At 52.2% G+C, this 24,014-nt stretch carries 19 protein-coding genes and 3 tRNA genes; 3 read left to right on the forward strand and 19 right to left on the reverse strand.

Annotated elements, in window-relative coordinates:
• From BUA28_RS11020 to BUA28_RS15925, 3 genes are all read right to left on the reverse strand, one after another.
• Positions 1-978 carry an ABC transporter permease gene (locus BUA28_RS11020; protein ID WP_072768181.1) on the reverse strand — a complete coding sequence of 326 codons (978 nt, stop codon included), beginning with the start codon at positions 976-978 and terminating at the stop codon, positions 1-3.
• Complete coding sequence (locus tag BUA28_RS11025; protein WP_072768244.1) at positions 971-3,157, reverse strand: ABC transporter substrate-binding protein; 2,187 nt, start codon at positions 3,155-3,157, stop codon at positions 971-973. Before BUA28_RS11025 ends, BUA28_RS11020 begins: the two co-directional genes overlap by 8 nt.
• A gap of 187 nt (positions 3,158-3,344) precedes the next feature.
• Positions 3,345-3,485: a hypothetical protein gene (locus BUA28_RS15925; RefSeq protein WP_176767863.1), complete on the reverse strand. Its 141-nt coding sequence runs from the start codon at positions 3,483-3,485 to the stop codon at positions 3,345-3,347.
• 302 nt (positions 3,486-3,787) lie between these two features.
• On the opposite strand from BUA28_RS15925, the gene BUA28_RS11030 reads away from it, so the two are divergent.
• Positions 3,788-4,570, forward strand: a complete 783-nt coding sequence (locus BUA28_RS11030; RefSeq protein WP_072768182.1) for an enoyl-ACP reductase FabI — start codon at positions 3,788-3,790, stop codon at positions 4,568-4,570.
• A 24-nt stretch (positions 4,571-4,594) separates the two neighbouring features.
• Here BUA28_RS11030 and BUA28_RS11035 read toward each other — a convergent pair whose 3' ends face one another.
• The 13 genes from BUA28_RS11035 to groES all read right to left on the reverse strand — a co-directional run bounded on the left by BUA28_RS11035 (position 4,595) and on the right by groES (position 17,438).
• On the reverse strand, positions 4,595-6,478 hold the full coding sequence (locus BUA28_RS11035; RefSeq protein WP_072768183.1) for a SurA N-terminal domain-containing protein: 1,884 nt from the start codon (positions 6,476-6,478) through the stop codon (positions 4,595-4,597).
• 61 nt (positions 6,479-6,539) lie between these two features.
• Positions 6,540-6,616, reverse strand: a tRNA-Asp gene (locus BUA28_RS11040).
• Positions 6,617-6,633: 17 nt separating this feature from the next.
• Positions 6,634-6,709, reverse strand: a tRNA-Val gene (locus BUA28_RS11045).
• A 13-nt stretch (positions 6,710-6,722) separates the two neighbouring features.
• Positions 6,723-6,995 (reverse strand): HU family DNA-binding protein, encoded by a 273-nt coding sequence (locus tag BUA28_RS11050; RefSeq protein ID WP_025041659.1) that lies wholly within the window; start codon positions 6,993-6,995, stop codon positions 6,723-6,725.
• 218 nt (positions 6,996-7,213) lie between these two features.
• Positions 7,214-9,628, reverse strand: coding sequence for an endopeptidase La (gene lon, locus BUA28_RS11055; RefSeq protein ID WP_072768184.1), 2,415 nt, complete (start codon positions 9,626-9,628; stop codon positions 7,214-7,216).
• A gap of 90 nt (positions 9,629-9,718) precedes the next feature.
• Positions 9,719-10,996, reverse strand: a complete 1,278-nt coding sequence (gene clpX / locus BUA28_RS11060; RefSeq protein ID WP_072768185.1) for an ATP-dependent Clp protease ATP-binding subunit ClpX — start codon at positions 10,994-10,996, stop codon at positions 9,719-9,721.
• A 65-nt stretch (positions 10,997-11,061) separates the two neighbouring features.
• On the reverse strand, positions 11,062-11,703 hold the full coding sequence (clpP, locus tag BUA28_RS11065) for an ATP-dependent Clp endopeptidase proteolytic subunit ClpP (RefSeq protein ID WP_072768186.1): 642 nt from the start codon (positions 11,701-11,703) through the stop codon (positions 11,062-11,064).
• The gene (gene tig / locus BUA28_RS11070) at positions 11,703-13,007 is read right to left on the reverse strand and encodes a trigger factor (protein ID WP_072768187.1); all 1,305 of its coding nucleotides are present in this window, start codon (positions 13,005-13,007) and stop codon (positions 11,703-11,705) included. Before tig ends, clpP begins: the two co-directional genes overlap by 1 nt.
• A 99-nt stretch (positions 13,008-13,106) precedes the next feature.
• Positions 13,107-13,191: transfer RNA gene (locus tag BUA28_RS11075), tRNA-Leu, on the reverse strand.
• Between the two features lie 65 nt (positions 13,192-13,256).
• Complete coding sequence (locus tag BUA28_RS11080; RefSeq protein ID WP_072768188.1) at positions 13,257-14,015, reverse strand: YciK family oxidoreductase; 759 nt, start codon at positions 14,013-14,015, stop codon at positions 13,257-13,259.
• Positions 14,016-14,194: 179 nt separating this feature from the next.
• The gene (hpnD, locus tag BUA28_RS11085) at positions 14,195-15,040 is read right to left on the reverse strand and encodes a presqualene diphosphate synthase HpnD (RefSeq protein ID WP_072768189.1); all 846 of its coding nucleotides are present in this window, start codon (positions 15,038-15,040) and stop codon (positions 14,195-14,197) included.
• Positions 15,041-15,449: 409 nt separating this feature from the next.
• Entirely contained in the window at positions 15,450-17,102 is a 1,653-nt protein-coding gene (gene groL, locus BUA28_RS11090; protein WP_072768190.1) for a chaperonin GroEL, read from the reverse strand.
• A 45-nt stretch (positions 17,103-17,147) separates the two neighbouring features.
• A complete protein-coding gene (gene groES, locus BUA28_RS11095; RefSeq protein ID WP_025041667.1) occupies positions 17,148-17,438 on the reverse strand; it encodes a co-chaperone GroES in 291 nt (96 codons plus the stop codon).
• A 148-nt stretch (positions 17,439-17,586) separates the two neighbouring features.
• Between groES and bioA the strand changes: the two genes are divergently transcribed.
• Together bioA and dacB are read left to right on the forward strand one after the other, a co-directional pair.
• Positions 17,587-18,897, forward strand: a complete 1,311-nt coding sequence (gene bioA, locus BUA28_RS11100) for an adenosylmethionine--8-amino-7-oxononanoate transaminase (protein WP_072768191.1) — start codon at positions 17,587-17,589, stop codon at positions 18,895-18,897.
• Between the two features lie 53 nt (positions 18,898-18,950).
• Positions 18,951-20,480 (forward strand): D-alanyl-D-alanine carboxypeptidase/D-alanyl-D-alanine endopeptidase, encoded by a 1,530-nt coding sequence (gene dacB, locus BUA28_RS11105; RefSeq protein ID WP_072768192.1) that lies wholly within the window; start codon positions 18,951-18,953, stop codon positions 20,478-20,480.
• Between the two features lie 191 nt (positions 20,481-20,671).
• Here the strand turns inward: dacB and trpE are convergent, their stop codons facing one another.
• From trpE to rpe, 3 genes are all read right to left on the reverse strand, one after another.
• Positions 20,672-22,153 carry an anthranilate synthase component I gene (gene trpE / locus BUA28_RS11110; protein ID WP_072768193.1) on the reverse strand — a complete coding sequence of 494 codons (1,482 nt, stop codon included), beginning with the start codon at positions 22,151-22,153 and terminating at the stop codon, positions 20,672-20,674.
• A 129-nt stretch (positions 22,154-22,282) separates the two neighbouring features.
• On the reverse strand, positions 22,283-23,011 hold the full coding sequence (locus BUA28_RS11115) for a phosphoglycolate phosphatase (RefSeq protein ID WP_072768194.1): 729 nt from the start codon (positions 23,009-23,011) through the stop codon (positions 22,283-22,285).
• 266 nt (positions 23,012-23,277) lie between these two features.
• The gene (rpe, locus tag BUA28_RS11120) at positions 23,278-23,961 is read right to left on the reverse strand and encodes a ribulose-phosphate 3-epimerase (protein ID WP_072768195.1); all 684 of its coding nucleotides are present in this window, start codon (positions 23,959-23,961) and stop codon (positions 23,278-23,280) included.
• Positions 23,962-24,014: the final 53 nt, after the last annotated feature.

Genomic DNA, 24,014 nt, shown 5'->3' on the forward strand with positions numbered 1-24,014 from the left:
TTATTCCAGCCTTACCCTGGGGTCGACCAAGGTATAGGAAATGTCCGTCAATATAAGGCCGACGATATAAAGCAATGATCCCAGAAAAACCATCGCCCGCACTACCGCGAAATCCTGGGAATTGATTGCATCGATTGTATAGCTGCCCAGGCCGGGGATACCGAAAAATGATTCGGTAATGAGGCTACCTAAAAATAACAGGGGGATCACCACCACTGCCCCCGTGAGTATCGGAATCATGGCGTTTCGGAGTACGTGTCCGAACAGCACGAAACTTTCCGGCAGGCCCTTGGCACGGGCGGTGCGGACATAATCCTTGCCCATTTCTTCCAGAAAAATGGTACGGTACCAGCGCGTGTTCGCTCCGGCGCCGCTAATCACGCCGATAATAACCGGAAGAATCAGGAACTTGCCGGCATCCAGCCCCTGCCCATATCCAGAAATCGGCACCAGATGCCATAATTTGCTGATCAGGAATTGTCCGCCAATAATATAGAATAAACTGGAGATCGACATTAGCGCGACGCATAATACCACGCCCCAGAAATCCACGTAGGTAGCCCGAAAAAAAACCATTGTCAGCGCGAAAACGATATAAACGCCCAGCCCCAACAAAAATACCGGCAACGCGATAGCCAGGCTGGGCACCATCCGTGTTCTGATTTCATGGGCAATGTCGCGTCCGTCGTCGGCGGGGCCGAAACGAAAGGCGAACATGGCAGCGGACTTCTCGAAAAAAATAGTATGCGTAAATTTTGCAAGCCCATCCTCTGCATGGTTAAACATCAGCGGTTTGTCATAGCCGCGCTCCTGCTTCCACTTGTTGATAGCCTCGGGCGTGACACGCTTGATGCCCAGTTGCATCCGCGCCATATCGTCGGGTGTATTCACTACGAAGAATAAGGTGAAGGTAATCAGGTTGACGCCGATGAGAATGGGGACAGCGTAAAGCACCCGCCTTACGATGTAATTAAGCATTTAAGCGCTTGACCTCGATATCTTCATTTGGCCCGGCACGCCTTATACCGGCGTTTCGCTCCTTGCGGCGATAAACGATCGCGGCCGGAAGCAGGCTGACAGCCAGCAGGATCAATCCTCCACCGACCGGCCACAATACCGGCTTATTCCATTCGCGCCGCTTCTGGTCCCTCATGCCGGCGTCGATGCGAAGATATTTGACATTATTGTTTGATAATCTGTTCGGCTTAACATTGCCATACCATGAGTGATACAACCCGTAGTCCTTGGGATGATAACCCCAGAGCCAGGGCGCGTCGTGACGAAGAATATCGACCATCCTGTCGATGATTTGCTGACGCCTGGGGCCATTTTCCATATTCTTCATATGGTCGAAAAGGTGGTTATATTCGGCGTTGGAGTAATTAGCGGCGTTTTCACCTTCGTTACCGACTTTCTGCTGAGGGCCATGCAGCAGGAATAAAAAATTCTCCGGATCAGGGTAGTCGGCATTCCAGCCCCACTCGAAAATTTGAGCATTGCCCTTGCGAATCTTGTCCTGAAAACGGTTGTAGTCGGTACTTCGAACCACGAGCTGGATGTTGAGTTTCTGAAACTGCTTGCGCATCCAGTCGAGGCTGGATTTGTCCTCGGCCCCGCGGGCAGTGACATCGAAATAAAGCACCAGCGGCTCACCTGTCTTTCTACTCATCCCGCCTGGATAGCCTGCCTCAGCCAGCAATTCTCTGGCCGCTTCAATTGGCTTTCGCTGCGCCCGTCCGTTCACCCAGTCATACACTACCGGGTTAATTCCTTGTTTACCCTCGCGATGTCCAGCGATGCCGGGCGCAATAGGTCCCTGCGCGGGAATGCCACGACCATTGGCAAATATCGAAACATACTCTTCATAATCAACCGCGATCGAAATAGCCTGGCGCAGCTTTCTGGCGGACTCACGTCCTTTTTTATCCGTTCCGCCCACTACCGGGTCCAGCATATTGAAGCCCAGGTAATTCGTGGATGCCGCCACCGCAGTCTCCAGGCGAATACCCTGCGCTCTCATCGCCTCGGTTACCGTTGCTTCGCCCTGTCCACCTGTCAGTTGGATAGCCTGATCGAAGCTATCGGACCCGATTGCGGATGCGTCGTAATAGCCCTGCAGGAATTTGTTCCAGCGGGGAATGCTTTCCCTTTCCCGGCTGTATATCACTTTGTCGATAAAAGGCAGCGGCTCTCCCGCGTCCTTCAACAAACCCGCTACCGCGTCACCCGGCATACCTTCAGACGGATAAGCCTCACCATGAAAGTTGGGGTTTTTCTCCAGTATCATCACACGGTTCGGATCGTTCTCGGTGAGCATATAAGGTCCGGTGCCGACTGGATACCAGTCAAGGGTGATATTTTTTTCCGATAATCCGCGTTGGCTGTAAAAGCGCTCTGCTTCCCAAGGGATAGGGGCAAAAAAAGGCATTGCCAGCCAGTACATGAATTGCGGATATTTCCCATTGATCTTGATGCGATAGGTGTAAGGACCCAGCACCTCCGCGCCCTCGAGAGGATAACTGCTCAGATCCAGATAAGCATCTTTGCCCTCCTTCTTGAACTGCGCGTCGGCGGCAGCCTGTAGCGTCGCCGAATATTCCTTCAGTCCAACAATGTAATCGGACATCAAGCCAAAAATGGGCGAATGCAGCCTGGGATGTGCCAGCCGCTTAATCTGAAAAACATAATCCTCGGCAGTCAACTCGCGGGAACCGGTATCTCGAAGATCGCCCAGTTTATGAATATCAGCTAGAGCCTCAGCGGTGAGATTATGATAGCTATAATCTCCCAGCTCGTTTCTGGCAAAGGCAGGGTGAGGCTGATACCGAATACCAGGCTGGATGGAAATTTCATAAATCGTATGCGCGATTTTCTCTGCATCGGCATCGTCATGCAAACGTACGCCGTTCTTGTCGAAATATTGCGCCACCGGCATTCTCGCCGCCGCTGATGGGATCAACTGGTAGGGGCGTTTCAAATAATGATATTGCAATGGCGGTTCATAGATCTGCGCTGTCATAAGAATTTCGTTGGAACTATAAGATTGCACCGGATCCAGATGCTTTGGGCGCTCTGCAAAGGCAGCATAGAGGATGTTTTTTTCGGCGTCGGAGGCGGGATAGGGATTGTTCCATGGATTGCCGCTACAGGCGCACATAAAAACGACGAGCGGCGCCAGCAGGTATTTAGGGAGTCGTCGGATAACTCCTCCAGGCGGAACGGTTTCGGCAAGATCGGGCGAAGGACAACTCATGAGTACCGCCGAGAAAGAGGCAGTGGTTCGCTACTAACATAATGGTCATACCATGACGTGTAACGTGATGGACACACAATTTTACCGTAGATTACAAGGGATAGCGCATGGACAGATACTGGACGATCTGTTGCGACAGGTTTTTGCCAAGGTCCACTACCAGGCGGAATGCGCCATTGACTTTTGGACTTACCGTTTTTTGGGATATTTCATACTGAGAAGCGATTGTCATGCTCCCCGTTTGCAAAACCCAGACGTGTTTCGATATCGTAAGCACAGCTATCATTGATGTAATTATATAGCACAGCGATTGGGGAAAGCTGATCGGTACCCAGGCGGCATTTGATGATTTTACAAGTATGAAAGACTTGAAGCTATAATCCCAAGTCCGGCAATGGACCGGCTTTTTTCAGCTTGACGCGCCTACCGGCAACAGCTTTTCGTGTCATTCGGTCCTTTAGATGCTCGCTGCCAGTACCAATTGCCGGATGGATCCAAAACCATTCAGCTATTCAACTTCGTAAGGTATATTACATGACACTTCTTGCCGATAAGCGCATTCTCATCGCCGGACTACTGAGTAATCGTTCCATTGCCTACGGCATTGCAAAAGCAATGCATCGTGAAGGCGCGCAACTGGCTTTTACTTATCAGGGAGAAGCGGTGCGCGAGCGGGTTAAAAAAGTAATCGCAGAGTTTGACAGCGATTTACTTTTTCCATGCGATGTTTCGAATGATAACGAAATAGCGCAATGTTTCGATGATTTGGGGAAACATTGGGACGGTCTTGACGGTATCGTTCATTCTATTGCCTTTGCTCCACGCGAGGCACTGAATGGGGATTATGTCGAAAGCGTAAATCGTGAGGCTTTCCGCATAGCCCATGATGTGAGCTCCTACAGTTTCACTGCGCTGGCGAAAGCCGGCACACCGCTGATGCAAGGCCGAAACGGCTCACTTCTCACGCTCACCTATCTAGGTGCAGAAAGGGTAATGCCGAATTACAATGTGATGGGATTAGCCAAAGCGAGCCTTGAAGCAAATGTGCGATTCATGGCTTCCAGCCTTGGTCCCAAGGGGATACGGGTCAACGCGATTTCAGCAGGTCCGATCAAAACCTTGGCAGCGGCTGGGATCGGCAACTTCGGAAAACTTTTGAGCTATACCGAAAAGGTATCACCGTTACGGCGTAATGTTTCCATTCTGGAGGTCGGGAATGTCGCGGCATTTCTGTGCAGCGATCTGGCAAGCGGTATTACCGGCGAGATTACCCATGTCGATGCAGGGTTTAACACAGTCGCGTTTGATATCATGTAGCCGCTGATAACGGCTTGTTTTCTGCTACTTCTCCAGGTTCTCGTTACTCACGGAGACGTCGTACCGCTTCCTGACCCCGGCCAAATAAGCCGAGAGTTCCTCCTGCGCGACCAATTGCTGCAATTGCCTGGCAAAAGCTTGTTGTTGATCCGCCTCAGGCGGGGCTGGTTTGGTGACATGTTCGACACGAATCAAGGTAAAACCGCCCTGGGGATTCGCAATCCCGGTATAGGAGGGAAGTTTCGTAGCGTCGGCCTTGAAAACCGCCCGCAGGGTTTCGTTGTCAAGACCATGGGGCTCTTTGCGGGAAATCTCCTGGGTAGCGCCCCACTTAACGACCCCATCTTTGCCCTCCTGCAGTTGCGCGAGCTTCTCCTTTCCCTCATTGATGGCCGCCTTGGCAGCTTCCTGCCGCGCGATAAGCCCGGCAATTTTATCCTTCAATGTCAGGGAGAGCGTAGTCGCTGGTCGGTAATTCAATAGTCTCGCCGAAACCAGCGTGTTCGGCGAAACTTCGATTGCTTCTGTGTTGCGTTTGTCCTTGATGACGTCGTCCGAAAAAACCGCTTGCTGCAGCCTTTCGTTATTGAAATAGGGTGGTTGGCCGCCACTTCTTCCAGTCCAGTCGCTCTGCTGCATGGATAAGCCGAATTTTTCGGCGGCAGGCTGCAGGCTATCACTCTGCTCATATACCATATTGCTGAAGTCGTCCGCCATTTCACCGAAAGCTTTCTCGGCTTTCTGCTTCTTCACTTCCTGCTCGACCTGATTTTTTACCTTATCAAAACTGACCGGTTCTGCGTTCTTTATGGCGGAAAGCTGGATAATATGGAAGCCGTGATCGGTCTCGACCACCCCGCTGATCTCATCCTGTTTCATCTGAAAAACCGCGTCTTCAAAAGACTTGACCATCATATTGCGTGCGAAGAAGCCGAGGTCACCCCCTTTGGCCGCCGAACCCGGATCTTGAGAATATTCTCTGGCAAGATCCGCAAAGCGTTCCGGCGCTTTTTTAATTTCGACAAGCAGCTGCTCAGCTTTGGCGCGCGCCGCGGCTTTTTCCGAATCCGGCGCCGTGGCAGGCGCGCTCAGAAGTATGTGGCTTGCCCGGCGCTCTTCCGGTTGCCCAAATTCGGCCCGGTGCTCGTTAAAATATTTCTCTGCTTCATCAGTACTGACATTCGATTGTTTAATCAGCTCATCCAGGGATAACACCAGATACTCGAGCCGTACTTGCTCCGGCAACTGAAAGTCGGCTTGGTGACTGTCATAGTATGCCTTGATGGCCGCATCATCAGGCTTAATATGGCCCAGAAACTTCTCTGGCTGTATTTGAACCAGACTAACTTCACGCTTTTCTTCACTCAACCGAAGAACCCGATCCGCTACTGTATCGGAAATGAAGCCGCTTTCGCTGTAGGGCGCGATCAACTGCTGGCGCATCAGTTCCTGGCGCACCCGTGCTTCGAATGCTTGCGGACTTAGCCCCTGTCCACGCAGCAGTTCTTCGTAGCGCGGCTTGGAAAATTTTCCGTCTTCTTGAAATGAAGAGATATTTTGTATTGTTTCCACAAGCTGGGCATCCGGCACAGCCAATCCCACACGAGATGCCTCATGTTTCAGTAAGCGCTGCTGAATCAGTCCTTCCAATATTGCAGATCGCACTTCGGGCTTATCCAGCAGCGCGTCGTTAAAGCCCTCTCCCATCGAAGCCCGCATGCTGTCCTTCTGATTGCGCACGGCCTGATCGAATTCCTGGCGAAGGATCTTTTCGCCGGCCGCGAGCGCAACTTGATCTTCGCCCTCCTTGCTTTGATATGATTCGAGGCCCCAGAACAGGAATGGCAGCGTGGCGAGCGCCAGAATGACCTGAACTATACGTCTTTTTTTATGGACAAAATCAAACATTGAGGGACAGAAAATGAATAAAAAAGGCGAACTTGCGTTCGCCCTGGTTTAGGCAAAAATCTGGCGGAGTGGACGGGACTCGAACCCGCGACCCCCGGCGTGACAGGCCGGTATTCTAACCAACTGAACTACCACTCCAACGATCAAACAGCTGCTGGTGGGTGCTGACGGGGTCGAACCGCCGACATTCGCCTTGTAAGGGCGACGCTCTACCAACTGAGCTAAGCACCCCATCTAAAGAATGCTAGTTTACTGCATCCTTGAGCGCCTTGCCAGCGCTGAATTTCGGCACCTTCGTAGCTTCAATTTTAATAGCTGCGCCGGTACGGGGATTTCGCCCGGTGCGGGCGGCGCGCTTTCCCACTTTGAAAGTTCCGAATCCAACCAGGGTTACACTTTGGCCTTTTTTCAAAGCCGCTTTAATAGCAGACAATGCACCATCCAGCGCATTTCCCGCGGAGGCTTTGGAAATGTCGGATGATTTGGCGATGGCATCGATAAGTTCAGATTTATTCACGTGATTCCCCTTTCGTTATTGTTAAAGAGTTACAAAAACCCTGCAATCGGTTTTATATCAAGCCGCTTGTGCTTGGTCAAGCAATTGTAAAAATATTTCAGAGAACGTTTCATACCAAATTTTCCGCAGGAATCTTATCCAAAATGAAAGGCCGAAAATAAAAATTGTCTATACAGCTTGATGTCTGCCTCATCGACTGACAGGAGGCAGACATCATCCTAGTGCTTGATAACAACGCTAGGTACGCCCCCTTCGGCCGCAACGGGACCAGGACCGGATACGGGTGAGGCGGAGGGAAGCGGTTCCGGTTTGCGCTCCAAGGCCAACTCCAGCACCTGATCTATCCATTTAACCGGATGAATATCCAGTCTATTTTTAATATTTTCCGGAATCTCCGTCAGGTCTTTGACATTGTCCTCCGGGATCAGTACCGTTTTTATGCCGCCACGATGTGCCGCCAGCAGTTTCTCCTTGAGGCCGCCGATAGGCAGAACCTCGCCGCGCAACGTGATCTCCCCTGTCATTGCGACAGCCGCCCGAGCTGGAATACCGGTCAGAGCCGACACCATCGCAATGCAGATGCCAATGCCTGCGCTCGGGCCATCTTTGGGTGTCGCGCCCTCCGGCAAGTGAATATGAATGTCGTTCTTCTGATAAAAATCGTCGGCGATACCCAAGGTTCGTGAACGACTGCGCGCTACCGAGAGGGCGGCCTGAACGGACTCCTGCATCACTTCACCCAATTTTCCGGTTGTGATGGTTTTTCCCTTGCCGGGCAACACCACAGCTTCAATGGTCAATAGTTCGCCCCCCACTTCGGTCCACGCCAGCCCCGTAACCTGTCCCACTTGGTTCTTTTCTTCAGCAACGCCATACGTGTAGCGCCTTACGCCCAGATATTTGTCGAGATTCCGCCCGCTGACCGTAATCTTCTTTTGATCATTTTTCAGCAATAATGCCTTCACGACTTTACGGCAAATTTTCGAGATCTCCCGTTCCATTGCCCGCACACCGGCCTCGCGTGTGTAATAGCGCGTAATATCGCGCAAGGCAGACTCGGATACCGCCAGTTCGTTTTCCTTCAAACCGTGGTTTTTTATCTGTTTAGGCAGTAAATAGCGCATTGCAATGTTCAGTTTCTCGTCCTCGGTATAGCCCGACAGCCTTATTACCTCCATGCGGTCAAGCAGCGCCGGCGGTATATTCAGCGTGTTCGCGGTAGCCACGAACATGACGTCGGACAAATCGTACTCAACCTCGATATAATGATCAACGAAAGAATTATTTTGTTCAGGATCAAGAACTTCCAAAAGCGCGGATGAGGGATCGCCACGAAAATCCATACCCATCTTGTCCACTTCATCCAGTAGAAACAAGGGATTCTTGACACTCACCTTAGTCATATTCTGCAGGATCTTGCCGGGCATCGAACCAATATAAGTGCGGCGATGGCCACGTATCTCGGCCTCGTCACGAACACCGCCCAGTGACATCCGCACAAATTTGCGATTGGTGGCACGCGCAATGGATTGGCCCAGCGAAGTTTTGCCTACTCCGGGAGGGCCTACCAGACAAAGTATGGGTGCTTTCAACTTATCCACCCGCTGCTGCACAGCCAGGTACTCGACGATTCGCTCCTTGACCTTCTCCAACCCATAATGGTCTTGCTCAAGCACTACCTCGGCAGCACTGAGGTTTTTACTGATTTTGCTCCTTTTTTTCCAAGGCAGCGCGACCAGCGCATCGATATAATTACGGACGACCGTGGCCTCCGCAGACATTGGCGACATCAACCGAAGTTTTTTCAGTTCTGCCTCTGCCTTCGCCCGAGCTTCCTTCGACATCTGGGCTGCCTGTATTTTCTTGTCGATTTCTTCCAGGTCAGCGCCATCTTCGCCCTCGCCCAACTCCTTCTGGATAGCTTTCACCTGCTCGTTGAGGTAGTAGTCCCGCTGGCTTTTCTCCATCTGACGCTTGACTCGCCCACGAATGCGTTTTTCCACCTGGAGTATATCCAACTCGGTTTCCAGTAATCCGAGCAGATGTTCCAGGCGTTTGGGTACATCAAAGATTTCCAGTACTTCCTGCTTTTGCTCAAGTTTCAAGGGTAAATGAGCAGCAATCGTATCAGCAAGACGCCCTGCTTCATCTATGCCGCTAAGCGAAGTCAGTATCTCGGGAGGAATTTTTTTATTGAGCTTTACGTATTGGTCGAATTGCGCCAGCATCGCGCGCCGCATCGCCTCAACCTCATGGTTATCCACAGCATCCGGAGGTAGCAATGCAGCCTGGCCGGAGAAATACGTGCCATCGTCGGTTACATTGATAATCCGCGCACGGCGGCCGCCTTCTACAAGTACTTTGACAGTACCGTCCGGCAATTTAAGCATTTGCAGCAGATTTGCAACGGTGGACACGCCGTAGAGGTCTTCCGGCGCCGGTTCGTCCTTGGCCGCAAATTTTTGAGCCACCAGCAAAATGCTTTTACCAGATTCCATGGCGATTTCCAGCGCCTTTATGGACTTGGGCCTTCCAACGAAAAGAGGAATTACCATATGCGGAAAGACGACGACATCGCGTAACGGTAATAGCGGTAATGAAATTTGAGTGGGATCGTTCACTGGAGAAGACATGTCGGCTCACCTATAAGAGACAAACAAGAGTTATGGGGACGCCGCAGAGAAATTCAACGGACAAGGCAAATACGAAACGTGCATTAACAGTTAACAGCTCTTGGCTACCTTCGGCTTATCTGAATAGATCAGGATGGGCTTGATATCGCCATTGACCGAACCGTGATCAATCACTACCTTGGCAACATTTTCCAGTGATGGAAGATCAAACATCGTGTCCAGCAGAGCGCTCTCCAGAATGGAGCGCAAACCACGGGCCCCGGTCTTTCGCGCCAGCGCCTTCTTGGCTATTGCTTTCAGGGCCTGCTCACGAAATTCGAGATCGACGCCCCCCTCCATGTGAAACATTTTCTGGTACTGTTTGATAAGCGCATTCTTTGGTTCGGTCAATATTTGAATCAATGCTGACTCATCCAGTTCTTCCAAAGTCGCCACCACGGGCAGACGCCCGACGAATTCCGGTATCAGGCCGTATTTGACCAGATCTTCAGGCTCCACGCCTCGCAACACTTCACCGAAGTCCTTCCGGCTGTCGCGGCTTCTCACGCTGGCGCCAAAACCTATCCCTCCCTTTTCGGAGCGGGCGCGTATCACCTTGTCGAGCCCATCAAAAGCACCGCCGCAAATAAAAAGAATGTTGGTGGTATCCACCTGCACAAACTCTTGATTTGGATGTTTTCTGCCTCCCTGGGGCGGCACAGAAGCAATGGTTCCTTCGATCAGTTTCAGCAAGGCCTGCTGTACGCCCTCACCCGAAACGTCTCTGGTAATTGACGGGTTGTCAGATTTGCGCGAAATCTTATCAATTTCGTCAATGTAGACTATTCCTTGCTGCGCCTTTTCTGCATCGTAATTACATTTCTGGAGCAGCTTCTGGATGATGTTTTCCACATCCTCGCCGACGTAGCCTGCTTCGGTCAGCGTGGTCGCGTCGGCCATCACAAAGGGCACATCAAGCAACCGCGCCAATGTCTGCGCAAGCAATGTCTTGCCCGAGCCCGTCGGTCCGATAAGCAGAATATTACTCTTCGCCAGCTCGATTTCATCGGCGTCCGTCGCCTTTGCCAGGTTTCTCAAACGCTTGTAATGGTTGTAAACCGCTACTGACAGGATTTTCTTTGCCTGCTCCTGGCCAATTACATAGTGATCGAGAATTTGGCAAATTTCATGCGGCACCGGCAAATCCGACTTCGTAAGCTTGGCAGCTTCAGCGCCTTGTATTTCCTCACGTATGATGTCATTGCAAAGCTCGATACATTCATCGCAAATGAATACCGATGGGCCAGCAATGAGCTTCTTCACTTCGTGTTGACTTTTGCCGCAGAAGGAACAATAAAGCAGTTTTTCACCGCCAGTTTTCTCTGACATAGTTTTATCCCGCATTATCCGAGCCGTTGCGCTCGTAGCTAGCAATCACTTCCACCCTGTTTTTTTCAACTCGTGCTTTCACTCCTGGAGGTTAGCACAGCATCGATCAAACCGTATTTCTCCGCCTGCTCGGCGCTGAGAAAGTTATCCCGGTCCGTGTCCCTCTCTATGGTCTCTATACTTTGACCACTGTGCTTCGCCAACAACTCATTCAACCGGTTTTTTAAAAATAGTATCTCTTTCGCATGTATCTCAATGTCGGAAGCCTGCCCCTGGAAGCCACCTAGCGGTTGATGGATCATAACGCGCGAGTTAGCGAGGCAGAAGCGCTTGCCCTTGGCACCGGCCGTCAGCAACAGCGATCCCATGCTTGCAGCCTGTCCTATGCAGAGTGTGCTGACATCGGGTTTAATGTATTGCATGGTATCGTAAATCGCCATCCCGGCAGAAACCAGTCCGCCAGGAGAATTAATATAAAAATGAATATCCTTGTCCGCGTTTTCGGATTCCAGAAACAAAAGTTGCGCCACGATCAGGTTCGCGGAGCCTTCCGTAACCGGGCCCACCAGGAATATGACTCGCTCTTTCAGCAATCGGGAATAGATGTCGTACGCGCGTTCACCTCTCCCGCTGGTTTCAATGACCATGGGAATCAGGCCCAACCCGTTCGGCTCGAGGCTCCGTTGCTTCCAGTGAAGTTGCTGCATCATGATCTTCCCATTAGCTCATCTAAAGTCATTAACTTATCCACCACCGTTACCTTCTCCAATACCCACATCACGACGTTGTCTTCCAGCGCTGCTGACTCGACCTCGTTAAGACGATCCGGCACGGAATAGTGCCATTTGATCACCTCCGCCGGATTCTCATAACTCTGTGCGAGATCCTCTACCACCGCACGCACCTGTTCGGGTTTCGGATGCAAGCTGTGGCTTTTTACCAGTTCCCCCAAAATCAATCCCAGGTTTACACGGCGTTGCGCCCTTTCCAGAAGCAAATCCTGCGACAGCGGCAAATTCTTGGCACTCAGGCCGCGCGAAGTCAACTCTTCGCGCGCTTCCTGCATCAAGCGCTCCTGTTCCATTTCCACCAACGCTTTAGGAGGTTGAATGCTGGTTACATCAAGGAGCGCCTGCATGACCTGTTCCTTAAGCCTGGCCTTTACACGCCGGGACGCCTCACGCTCGAGATTAGCCTCAATTTCGACGCGCATTTTTTCAGTATCGCCATCGGCGACCCCCAGCGACCTGGCGAATTCCATATCGGCGTCGGGCAGCCTTGAAGACTCGACCCCGTTTAAACTGACTTCAAACGTGGCGGTCTTTCCGGCGACCTCTTTACCATGATAGTCTGCCGGAAAGGTAACTTCAAATGTTTTAACCTGCCCCGCGCTCATGCCGATCAACGGTTCTTCGAAGTCTTTGAGAAGCTTCCCTTCCCCCAGCACCAAGGTAAAATTCTCGGCTTTACCTCCTGCAAACTCTACTCCATCGATGATGCCGTGATAATCGATATTGATACGGTCACCCGGCAGAGCTCCCCGTTCCGCCGGTTCATACTGAACGCGTTGCTTGCGCAAAACATCTATGGTTTTATCGATATCGGATTCGGAAATGTTGACGACGGGTCGTTCAATACGAATTTCACCCAGATTTCCCAGAACCACCTCAGGATAGACCTCGAATGTCGCGCTGAATTCAAACTGAGTCGCATTTTCTGCCGCCTCCCTGGGTTCAAAGCGAGGATAGCCAGCGATTCTGAGGTTCTTCTCGCGCACCGCATCGTTGAAATTCTTCTTCAGCACATCGCTGATCACTTCCTGGCGCACCTGCGGGCCATACTGCTGCATCACGATTTTCAACGGCACTTTTCCCGGTCGAAAACCGGGTAACTTCGCCGTGCGCGCCAAATGCTTCAAGCGGCTTTCAATTTCTGTCTCGATTTTCTCCTGAGGAACCGAAACGTTAAGGCGGCGCTCCAGCGCACCAAGGTCTTCGACATTCGTTTGCATTGCTTTTCCTGACTGGTTGATAACATTATGCAGCGTTAGCGACCAGGGGAACGCGACAGCTGTCAAGATGCGCTATCGCTCAGACCGCTTACAACTCCCTGGTGCGAAAGGGGGGACTCGAACCCCCACACCTTTCGGCGCCAGAACCTAAATCTGGTGCGTCTACCAATTCCGCCACTTTCGCAGGCTGCTTTTTTTTCATTGGTGCCGAACGATTATACCTTTTTCTTGCGGCTACAGCAGCCTGTACTACTCGCGGCCTTGGCAAAATACGGTTTCGCCACTGAATGCTTTACTATCACCACCCATCAGGTACAAATAGTACGGCATTAAATCCTGCGGCTGGAGCATGTCACGCTTGACCTCGCCAGGATGGGTCCGGGTTCGTTGCGGTGTATGCACAGGCCCGGGGATCAAGACGTTGATGCGCAGATTCGGAAATATTTCCCATTCCTGAGCCTGAATTTTTACCAACGCCTCTATCGCCGCCTTCGCCACTGCAAAGCCGCCCCAATAGGCGGCAGGCGCATGGCCATGCGTATCCGAGGTCATAACGACGCTCCCATCCGGTGAAGCTTTCAGCAAAGGCAGGCAGGCTCGGGTCAGCGCAAACGGGGCAATGAGATTGACACGCAGCAGCGCCAGCCATTGGTCCAGTGTCTGCGCCTCAAGCGGAGTCAAGTTGAATAGAAGCGCCGCATTGTGCAAGATGCCATCCAACCGGCCTAATTGCAGTTTAATGGCTTGGGCGATTGCGGCGAAATCCTTGTCTTCGGCCTTTTCGAGGTCAAGTGGAAAAATCGACGGCTGAGCCCCGCCCGCTGCCTCGATTTCATCGTACACGCTTTCCAGTTTCTTGACATTACGCCCGTGTAATATAACGGTTGCGCCATGCGCGGCATATGCCAGCGCTGCAGACCGGCCCATTCCCTGCCCCGCTCCAGTGACAAGGATCACGCGACTCTTGAGCAAGTCCTTTGACGGAGTGTAATTTTCGAATTGATTCATGGAAGAATTTATCGGTTAAAAAATCCCAGTGGCCGAATACTAAAACAGGTTGCCCGCCAGCGCCGATTCCAGAGGTGCTTACTGCGTACCTAGTATGTCGCCGTAATTCTGGTAATAGAGAGTGCGCATGGGGCACTCCAACTTAGCTATCGCTACCCAGAATCGTTGTGTCGACATGCTTACCCTCTCATCCAGGTGGTCCACGCAATCCATAATTTACGCATCGGCGTCAGTCTCACACGCTGGCGCAGGACGTGGCAGCCGTCCGCCTTGATCTCCTTCAGCAAGGCTTCATATATCCCGGCCATGATGATTCCCGGCCGCTGGTTTTTGCGATCCTCCGCAGGCAACGCGGCGAAAGCCCGGGCGTAATAACCTTCTGCACGCTCGATCTGAAACTCCATCAATTGCCGGAAGCCATCGGTTTCGCGGGAATTGAGTATGTCTTCGCTGGTTACTCCAAAGCGGGCGAGGTCATCCTGGGGCAGGTAAATGCGGTCGCGACATGCATCCTCCCCTACGTCCCGTATGATATTCGTAAGCTGGAACGCGAGCCCCAGATCTTCCGCATATCTCAGGGTTTTCGGATTTCGATAGCCGAATATCTCAGCGGAACAGAGTCCTACCACGCTGGCCACGTGATAACAGTAGTGCCGCAAGGTTTCGAAATCCGCATAGCGGTTATAGTTAAGGTCCATTTCCATGCCGTCTATAATTTCCTTCAATCGCTGAGCAGTGAGATTGAATGTTGCCGACACATCGGCCAGCGCTTTCGCCACTGGATGGCTCGGCTTATTTCCCTGCCCATCGTTGAAGATAGCGTCGACTTCTTGCCGCCACCATGCAAGCTTCGTGCGCGCCACCGATACGTCGGTGCATTCATCCACCACGTCGTCTACTTCCCGGCAAAATGCATATAACGCAGTGATAGCGCGGCGTTTTTCCAAGGGTAAATAGAGAAAACTGTAATAGAAGCTGGAACCGCTTTGAACAGCTTTCTCCTGGCAATACTGGTCTGGGGTCATGATAAGCAATTATGGAAAGTATATCGGCCGCGATCCGGTCGCCCTAACATCGGAATATCCATCATCATCTCGACTGCTGCCTCACACTCTGTCGTCTCGCGCATATCCATCCAATCGCAAGCCTGCAGGAGATGAAACCCATTAATGCGATATTCAATGATGGCGCCAAAATCTTAGAACAGCCCGGTTCTTGCAAAAATAGCGAATTCAAAAGGAATTCTGAACAAATCTTCTCGGATAGATAGCTTATTGCAACTGCGCAGGCAAAGGGGGCAATAAATTATTCAAGGGTTCTATATGGGCTGCTGTAAAGATACCGCTCATTTTCTTCAGAACGCTTTATACAATAAAAAACCCCACCGGAGCGGGGTTTTTTATTGCGTGCGTTTTATTACGACTGGGGCAAACCCTACATGTCCATGCCGCCCATGCCGCCCATACCACCCATTCCACCACCCATACCACCTCCGCCACCGGATTCCTCCTTAGGCAGTTCCGCTACCAGGGCGTCGGTAGTCAGCATCAGGCTCGCCACCGAAGCAGCGTGCTGCAGGGCGTAACGCGTGACCTTCGTGGGGTCCAGCACGCCCATTTCCACCATGTCGCCATACTCGCTGGTAGCAGCGTTATAGCCAAAGTTGCCTTGGCCTTCCAGTACCTTGTTGATGACCACCGAGGGCTCATCGCCGCAGTTGGCCACAATCTGGCGCAGCGGTTCTTCCAGCGCTCGCAGAACGATCTTGATACCCGCATCCTGATCGGCATTGTCGCCTTTGATGCTGGCCAGTGCAGCACGGGCACGCAACAATGCAACACCACCGCCGGGAACGATACCTTCTTCCACCGCCGCCCGAGTTGCGTGAAGCGCATCTTCAACACGCGCTTTCTTCTCTTTCATTTCAACTTCCGTAGCCGCGCCAACTTTGATCAGCGCAACGCCGCCTGCCAGTTTTGCCACGCGCTCCTGCAATTTCTCCTTGTCGTAATCGCTGGTCGCTTCTTCAATCTGGTTGCGGACCTGCTTGACGCGGGATTCGATGTTCTTGGTATCGCCCGCTCCATCGATGACGGTGGTTTCTTCCTTACCGATCTCAATGCGCTTGGCCTGACCGAGCTCCTGCAGTGTCGCTTTTTCCAGAGACAGGCCGACTTCCTCGGCAATGACGGTGCCACCTGTGAGAATGGCGAGATCCTCGAGCATGGCTTTACGGCGATCGCCAAATCCTGGTGCTTTGACTGCACAGGTTTTGAGGATCCCGCGGATATTGTTCACCACCAGTGTCGCGAGCGCTTCACCGTCCACATCTTCAGCAATTATCAAGAGGGGCTTGCCTGCCTTGGCTACCAGTTCCAGCACCGGCAGCAATTCACGGATGTTGGATATTTTTTTATCGTGCAGCAGGATAAAAGGATTGTCCAGCAATGCAATTTGTCTGTCCGGATTATTGACGAAATAGGGTGAAAGATAGCCACGGTCGAACTGCATGCCCTCGACCACTTCCAGCTCGTTTTGCAACCCGGATCCGTCTTCGACCGTGATTACGCCTTCCTTACCTACTTTCTCCATTGCGTCGGCGATGATCTTGCCGATTTCAGGATCCGAGTTGGCGGAAATGCTGCCTACCTGAGCGATTTCCTTTCCGGTGGTACAGGGTTTGGAAAACTTCTTGAGTTCTTCAACCGTGGCGGTAACCGCTTTGTCGATACCCCGCTTGAGATCCATCGGGTTCATCCCGGCGGCAACATACTTCATGCCTTCTTTGACGATGGATTGCGCCAATACGGTAGCAGTCGTGGTGCCGTCACCGGCCACATCCGAGGTCTTGCTGGCGACTTCCTTCACCATTTGCGCGCCCATATTCTCGAACTTGTCTTTCAGCTCGATTTCCTTGGCTACTGAAACACCGTCCTTGGTGATGGTGGGCGAACCGTAAGAACGCTCCAACACGACGTTACGACCCTTAGGACCCAAGGTAACCTTGACTGCGTCGGCCAGTATGTTGACCCCGTTAACCATTTTTTGGCGGGCTGAATCGCCGAATTTTACGTCTTTTGCTGCCATAATCTTTTTCTCCTAATTCCAGAAAATGTTGTGTAAGGGTAAAAATTAACCTTCGATAACGCCCATGATGTCTTCTTCGCGCATCACGAGAAGTTCGTCCCCGGATACTTTTACCGTTTGTCCGGAATATTTGCCAAACAGCACTTTATCGCCGACTTTCACTTCCAACGCACGGATGGTGCCATCGTCGCCGACCTTGCCTTTGCCAACCGCGACAATTTCGCCTTGATCGGGCTTCTCGGCGGCACTGTCTGGAATGACAATGCCGGATGCGGTCTTGCGTTCTTCTTCCAGCCGCTTGACAATGACGCGGTCGTGTAATGGACGAATCTGCATGTTTTCTTTCTCCTGTTTTAAAAAATCAAAACGACGAAATCTTGGAAAAACCGTATTGACGGCCTGATCCTGGATTTTTCACAAATCTATTAGCACTCACTGCTAACGAGTGCTAATAATATGGTCTATGAGGGTGAATTTCAAGTAGATGAACAATAAATACTTGCAGGAACGCAGTTTAAAGACGGTGTGGCACCCGTGCACCCAGATGAAACAGCATGAATCGATGCCACTCATCCCTATCGTCCGAGGTCAAGGCGTATGGCTTTACGACAATGAAGGCAGGCGCTACCTGGACGCTATCGGTTCGTGGTGGGTCAATCTGTTCGGTCATGCCAACCCTCGCATCAATGCCGCCATCCGTGACCAGCTTGAAAAGCTGGAACATGTCATGCTTGCGGGCTTCACGCATGAATCGGTAGTGGAACTCTCTGAGCGGTTGCGCAAACTGGTATCGGAGAAGCTCGGCCATTGTTTCTACAGCAGCGATGGCGCATCCGCGGTGGAAATCGCGCTGAAAATGAGCTTTCATTACTGGCACAACATGGGTCATCCTGAAAAAAATCGCTTTGTAAGCTTGCAGAACGATTATCACGGCGAGACGCTGGGAGCGCTGTCAGTCACCGACGTGGCGCTGTTCAAAGATATCTACGCCCCGTTATTGCGCCAAAGTGCGCACGTTCCAAGCCCGGATTGGCGTTATGCGGCTGAAGGGGAATCCCATGGCGATTATGCGCTACGCGCTGCCGCCGCGCTTGAAGCATATCTCGTGCAACACCATACCGAAACAGCGGCGCTTATTATCGAACCGCTCATACAGGGGGCGGCGGGAATGGGCATGTATCATCCCGATTACCTGAAGCTTGCGCGAGAGCTATGCGATAAATATAAAGTACATATGATTGCCGATGAAATCGCGGTTGGCTTTGGCAGGACCGGAACCCTATTTGCCTGCGAACAGGCTGATATCGTTCCGGACCTATTGTGTCTCGGAAAGGGCTTGAGCGCGGGTTACCTGCCCTTGTCGGTGGTGATGGCCACTGATGGGATTTATAACGCTTTTTATCACGACAAGCCTGCACTCGGTTTTCTGCATTCCCATACTCATGCGGGTAATGCACTTGCCTGCCGCGCCGCACTGGCTACGCTGGATATTTTCGAACAGGATAAGATCATTGAAGCCAATCGCATCAAGGCCAGCTATCTCAATCACGCAGCACAGCCGATCGCGCTCCATCCAGGGGTAAAAAACTTTCGTAACTGCGGCATGATCTGGGCATTCGACGTTGAGACGCCCGACCCGGATTTTTCCGGAAAATTTTTTCGGGCGGCCCTCAAGCAGGAGTTATCGTTGCGTCCGCTTGGAAATACAGTCTACTTCATGCCGCCGTATACGATTGACGAACAGGAAATGGATTTGCTGGCAGCAGGAACCTTACGGGCACTTGCTTCATGGTAAAAATCGGCGCAAGCAACACGCATCATGCAAATCGCTCGCTCGTGCGTAAATAAATGAAAATCCTGCATCAGCATGTACTTGCTGTCCTGTGTTTTATATCGGCCGCCGTGCCGCTGTCCGCGTGGTCCCAAAATCTGCCGGCATCCGTCAATAGAGCGCTTAAACAAGCACGAATTCCCGAGTCTGCAATTGGTGTTTACGTTCATGAAATCAGCGCGAGCAAACCGCTGCTGACCGTTAACGGCAACGTGGCAATGAATCCGGCATCGGTGATGAAGCTTGTCACTACTTTCGCCGGGTTGGAACTGCTGGGTCCGGCTTATACCTGGAACACGGAGTCGTACGCCAGTGGAATAGTGGAGGATGGCACGCTGCGCGGCGACCTGGTGATCAAGGGTTACGGGGATCCCAAGCTGAATCTCGAAAATTTCTGGCTGCTCACGCGGCGCCTGCGCCAGACGGGATTACGCGAAATTGCCGGTGACCTGGTACTGGATAGCAGTCATTTCGATCTGCCCAATGGCGACCCTGCGGCCTTCGATGGCAAACCCTACCGAGCTTACAACGTGCTCCCCGAAGCGCTGCTGGTAAACTATCGGACGCTGGCGCTGCGCCTGATTCCTCAGCCCGGAAGCAAAACCGTTCGGATTGTTGTCGATCCACTGCCGGCCTCGCTGGACCTTCAAAATAGCCTGACGCTTACTAATGGCCCATGCAGCGAATGGCGCGATGCGCTGGGTACCGATATTCGTACCGCAGTCAAGGACAACGGTCGCGTATCGGTCTCGCTCAACGGGAATTATTCCAGCGATTGCGGCGAAAAAACCCTGTTTCTCAGCGTACACGATAACGCCCACTATATCTTCAGCCTCTTTCGGCACCTATGGGAGGAACAGGGCGGAGTATTTCACGGCAAGGTAAGAACGGGCACGGCGCCGGAAGGAATACCGCCACTTGAAATCCATCAATCCCCTCCACTCACGGACATCGTTCGCGATATCAATAAATTCAGCAACAATACCGCGGCACGGCAACTGTATCTTGCACTTGGGCTGACTACCGGCCTGCCGGCCGATATGCTTGGGGGCATGTCGACAGGTGTCCCTGCCGGTGAGAGTATCAGCGCAACCAACGGTACGGGTGACAGTAAAAATAAACGGCGCGCGACACTGGCGAAGTCGAACACGGCGATTCAACAATGGCTCGCATCCAAACGGTTGAGTTTTCCTGAATTGATCATGGAAAATGGCTCGGGGTTATCACGCAACGAGCGAATCAGCGCTCGCCACCTGGGAGAGCTTTTACTTGCGGCATTTCAAAGCCCGGCAATGCCCGAGTTCATCTCCTCCCTGCCGATCGCGGCAGTGGATGGCACCATGAAAAAAAGGCTGAACGGCAGCGCTACGGCGGGCCAGGCTCATATCAAGACCGGCCTGCTCGAGGGCGTAAAAACCATGGCCGGCTATGTACTTGAAAAATCAGGCAGGCGCGTGGTTGTGGTTTTTTTGGTCAACCATCCCAAGGCGGGAGGTGCTCAGCCCGCAATGGATGCGCTGCTGGAATGGGCTTATGAAAGGCAGTGATGGCTACCGATTAATTCTGCTGCGAATTCGGGGAGTCAACATATGAAGTAGGTAAATATGACTTATTTCTACTGCATCGCTACCCTGATTGCAATGAGCTGCCACAAGCACATGAATAAACTCGACAGTCAGTGGCGTACCCGGCTTCCAGGTTCCGTCCGCCGTAGCGCGGCAATGACATCACATTCTATTCAAACCTTGCTATCCAAACCCGCTTCTGCGATCTCCGCCGCCCGCAATAGCGCCCTGGCTTTGTTCTGGGTCTCTATCCATTCACTTCGCGGCACGGAATCGGCAACGATACCAGCGCCCGCCTGTACATACAACGTACCCTCCTTGACGATACCAGTGCGAATGGCAATAGCCAGATCCATATCTCCGTTGAACCCCAGATAACCGACTGCGCCGGCGTAGATTCCCCGTTTCGAAACTTCCAGCTCATCGATAATTTCCATTGCCCGAACCTTGGGGGCGCCGCTAACGGTTCCTGCCGGGAAGGTGGCACGCAGTACATCCATTGCATTCAGGCCGGGCTTGAGTTTGCCCTCTACATTGGAAACGATATGCATAACGTGGGAATAGCGCTCGATCTGCATGTTCTCGGTGACTTTTACCGTGCCCGTCTGTGCAACCCGCCCGACATCATTACGCCCCAGATCCATCAGCATCACGTGCTCCGCACGTTCTTTCGGGTCAGCCAGCAAATCGGCTGCCAGCGCCGTATCTTCCTGTACGGTTTTTCCGCGCGGGCGGGTACCTGCGATAGGACGCGCCGTCACGGTTTCGCCTTCCAGTCGCACCAGAATCTCGGGTGAGGCGCCTACCACGTGAAAGCCGCCGAGATGATAATAAAACATATAAGGCGATGGATTGAGGCTGCGAAGCGCACGGTAAAGCGCCAGCGGTGAAGCACCGTAAGGCTTGCTGGTGCGCTGCGATAGCACTACCTGCATGACGTCGCCATCGAAAATATAACGCTTGGCGCGCTCCACTGCCGCAATAAAATCTGCTTCGTTGAATTCCGAGACAGCCTCACCGGATTGATATGACGCTTCTGCCGGAATCTCCACAGGCTTGCGCAAATTCGCCAGCAGTTCTTTCAGGCGTTTCTTGGCGGCGAGGTATGTGCCGGGCACACCCGGGTCAGCGTAGACGATAAGGTAGAGCTTGCCGGAAAGATTATCCACGACCGCCAGTTCTTCGGATAGCAGCAATAATATGTCCGGTGTGTCGAGCACATCGGGGGGGGCGCCAAGGCGAACATTACCGGCCAGCTTGCGCTCGATATATCGCACTGTGTCATATGCGAAGTAGCCCGCGAGACCCCCGCAGAAGCGTGGTAAAGCAAGATATGGCGCCGCCTTGAAATCCGACAAATAGGATTCGACGAACGACAGCGGATCATCCACCTCAATTTTGCTTAGTCCTGCGCTATTGATAAGTCTGATGTGGTTGCCGCGCGCCTCGATGCGGGTCGAAGCAGGCAAGCCGATAAATGAATATCGCCCGAAACGTTCGCCGCCCTGCACCGATTCCAGCAAATATGAATAAGGCTGATGGGCAAGCTTCAGATAAACCGACAGGGGTGTGTCGAGATCGGCAACGGTTTCCAGTACTATTGGAATGCGGTTGTAGCCCTGTATTGCAAGATCGTTGAATTCAGTTTCGGTCATGATTTACTCCGAAAAAAACAGAAAAAGAAAGAAGGCCGCAGCGGGATCAAACACGCCAGCGAGCAAAGCTCTGGCGCCAAGGACCCCAGGTTTTGCCCCTGCATCTTCCAGTTTCAGTTTTTTTGGCTATCATGACAATTTCCGGATCAACCTCGTTGCCTCATAAATCGACGAGACCACAGCGTCGCAATCGAGCTCATACACATCCCGCCCCTCGTTATAACCATATGGCACACAAAAGATGCGGCAATCTGCCGCGCGCGCTGCTTGCGCATCGTTTAATGAGTCCCCGATCAGCAGCATCTCACGTGGCTGAATTCCAAAGTGCTTGCAGGCATGCAGCAGAGGCATTGGATCGGGTTTTTTTCTGGGCAGGCTATCGCCTGAAACGACAATGTCGAAAAAATCGAGTAACCCAGTCGCACGAAGCAGCGGCAAGGTAAAGACTTCAGCTTTATTGGTAACGCAAGCCAGACCAAATCCGCTTTCGCGCAAGGCGTTCAACCCTTCCAAAACACCTGGATAGGCCTGCGTGTCATTGCACAACGCTTTCGCGTATTCACGCTCATATATCGGCATCGCTTTGCCGAGTAATTCTGCGCCAGGTTCGCCGTCAATGCTTCCAGTAAGAGAACGTTTCACCAATTTTTCTACGCCTTTGCCGATGTAGGACTGGATGGTTTCCAGCGGAAGCTCCGCTTTGCCCAACTCCCTTAGCATCATGTTGGCAGCAGTGGCCAAGTCCCGCGCGGTATCGAGAAGAGTGCCATCCAGGTCGATCATCACGGCCTTTACTGGCAGGGGAAATTCCATTTCAACTTCAGAGGCATCCGCCATCGGAGAAAAACTTTTGTTCATGAGTGGTTCCTATTGTGCGATATGATTCATGTTGCGGTGAAACGCCGGGAACTCGTGAGTTGTGAATTCCCCCTTAAAATCTGATTGAACAGATCACATAGCTTGGGCATAACCCATTGTCACTTTGTTGAGCCAGAACGCCGCCAGTACGCGCTCTCAGAACGCATCCTGGACGTCGATCATTTTCAGAGTGACGTAGGGAAATGGAATAAATATACTATTCATGACCGGCGTTCAACGAGCTTTTCTGCCTTTAAAAGCTGTTGTCAAGCCTTTGCCAACTCTGCGCGTAAAGCAGCCACTACCGAATCATAGCGGTGCGGATCGCTGTCCCTGCCTGCGCCGTAGATAGCAGAACCCGCAACGAAAGTATCAGCTCCCGCGCGAGCAATTTCAGCGATGTTATCCACCTTCACCCCACCATCGATTTCAAGCAAAATTTTCTTCCCCGTCTCATCAATGCGCTTCCGCACCGCCTTGAGTTTTTCTAATGCTTCGGGAATGAATTGCTGTCCGCCGAAACCCGGATTTACCGACATTATCAGCACCAGATCCAGCTTTTCGAGTACATGGTCGAGATAACTCAACGGTGTTGCAGGGTTGAATACCAGGCCCGCCTTACAACCCTGTTCCTTGATGAGCCCTATAGTACGATCTATATGGCGGGAGGCTTCCGGATGAAACGAAATGATATTGGCGCCGGCCTTGGCGAAGTCAGGAATAATACGATCCACCGGCTCGACCATCAGATGCACGTCGATAACCGCGTCCGTCAGGGGCCGGATCGCGCTGCATACCAGTGGGCCAATAGTAAGATTGGGCACGTAGTGGTTATCCATCACATCGAAGTGAATAAAATCCGCTCCGGAATCGATTACAGCAGTGATTTCCTCGCCTAATTTGGCAAAGTTTGCGGAAAGAATGCTCGGGGCGATGCGATAATTAGCCATGGAGGGCTTCCTTGTAAACAAAAAACTGGATTTTAACCGCAAATGACGGCTTG

The sequence above is a fragment of the Nitrosospira sp. Nsp11 genome, assembly GCF_900142705.1.
Lineage (GTDB): Bacteria > Pseudomonadota > Gammaproteobacteria > Burkholderiales > Nitrosomonadaceae > Nitrosospira.

Excerpts from the sequence above, each read along its gene's own strand:
- groL (WP_072768190.1), bottom strand. The coding sequence starts at position 17,102 with ATGGCAGCAAAAGACGTAAAATTCGGCGATTCAGCCCGCCAAAAAATG.
- lon (WP_072768184.1), bottom strand. The coding sequence starts at position 9,628 with ATGTCTTCTCCAGTGAACGATCCCACTCAAATTTCATTACCGCTATTA.
- BUA28_RS11030 (WP_072768182.1), top strand. The coding sequence starts at position 3,788 with ATGACACTTCTTGCCGATAAGCGCATTCTCATCGCCGGACTACTGAGT.
- trpE (WP_072768193.1), bottom strand. The coding sequence starts at position 22,153 with ATGACCGAAACTGAATTCAACGATCTTGCAATACAGGGCTACAACCGC.
- dacB (WP_072768192.1), top strand. The coding sequence starts at position 18,951 with ATGAAAATCCTGCATCAGCATGTACTTGCTGTCCTGTGTTTTATATCG.
- BUA28_RS11020 (WP_072768181.1), bottom strand. The coding sequence starts at position 978 with ATGCTTAATTACATCGTAAGGCGGGTGCTTTACGCTGTCCCCATTCTC.
- bioA (WP_072768191.1), top strand. The coding sequence starts at position 17,587 with ATGAACAATAAATACTTGCAGGAACGCAGTTTAAAGACGGTGTGGCAC.
- BUA28_RS15925 (WP_176767863.1), bottom strand. The coding sequence starts at position 3,485 with ATGACAATCGCTTCTCAGTATGAAATATCCCAAAAAACGGTAAGTCCA.
- groES (WP_025041667.1), bottom strand. The coding sequence starts at position 17,438 with ATGCAGATTCGTCCATTACACGACCGCGTCATTGTCAAGCGGCTGGAA.
- BUA28_RS11035 (WP_072768183.1), bottom strand. The coding sequence starts at position 6,478 with ATGTTTGATTTTGTCCATAAAAAAAGACGTATAGTTCAGGTCATTCTG.
- BUA28_RS11025 (WP_072768244.1), bottom strand. The coding sequence starts at position 3,157 with ATGTGCGCCTGTAGCGGCAATCCATGGAACAATCCCTATCCCGCCTCC.
- rpe (WP_072768195.1), bottom strand. The coding sequence starts at position 23,961 with ATGGCTAATTATCGCATCGCCCCGAGCATTCTTTCCGCAAACTTTGCC.
- BUA28_RS11080 (WP_072768188.1), bottom strand. The coding sequence starts at position 14,015 with ATGAATCAATTCGAAAATTACACTCCGTCAAAGGACTTGCTCAAGAGT.
- tig (WP_072768187.1), bottom strand. The coding sequence starts at position 13,007 with ATGCAAACGAATGTCGAAGACCTTGGTGCGCTGGAGCGCCGCCTTAAC.
- hpnD (WP_072768189.1), bottom strand. The coding sequence starts at position 15,040 with ATGACCCCAGACCAGTATTGCCAGGAGAAAGCTGTTCAAAGCGGTTCC.
- BUA28_RS11115 (WP_072768194.1), bottom strand. The coding sequence starts at position 23,011 with ATGAACAAAAGTTTTTCTCCGATGGCGGATGCCTCTGAAGTTGAAATG.
- clpX (WP_072768185.1), bottom strand. The coding sequence starts at position 10,996 with ATGTCAGAGAAAACTGGCGGTGAAAAACTGCTTTATTGTTCCTTCTGC.
- clpP (WP_072768186.1), bottom strand. The coding sequence starts at position 11,703 with ATGCAGCAACTTCACTGGAAGCAACGGAGCCTCGAGCCGAACGGGTTG.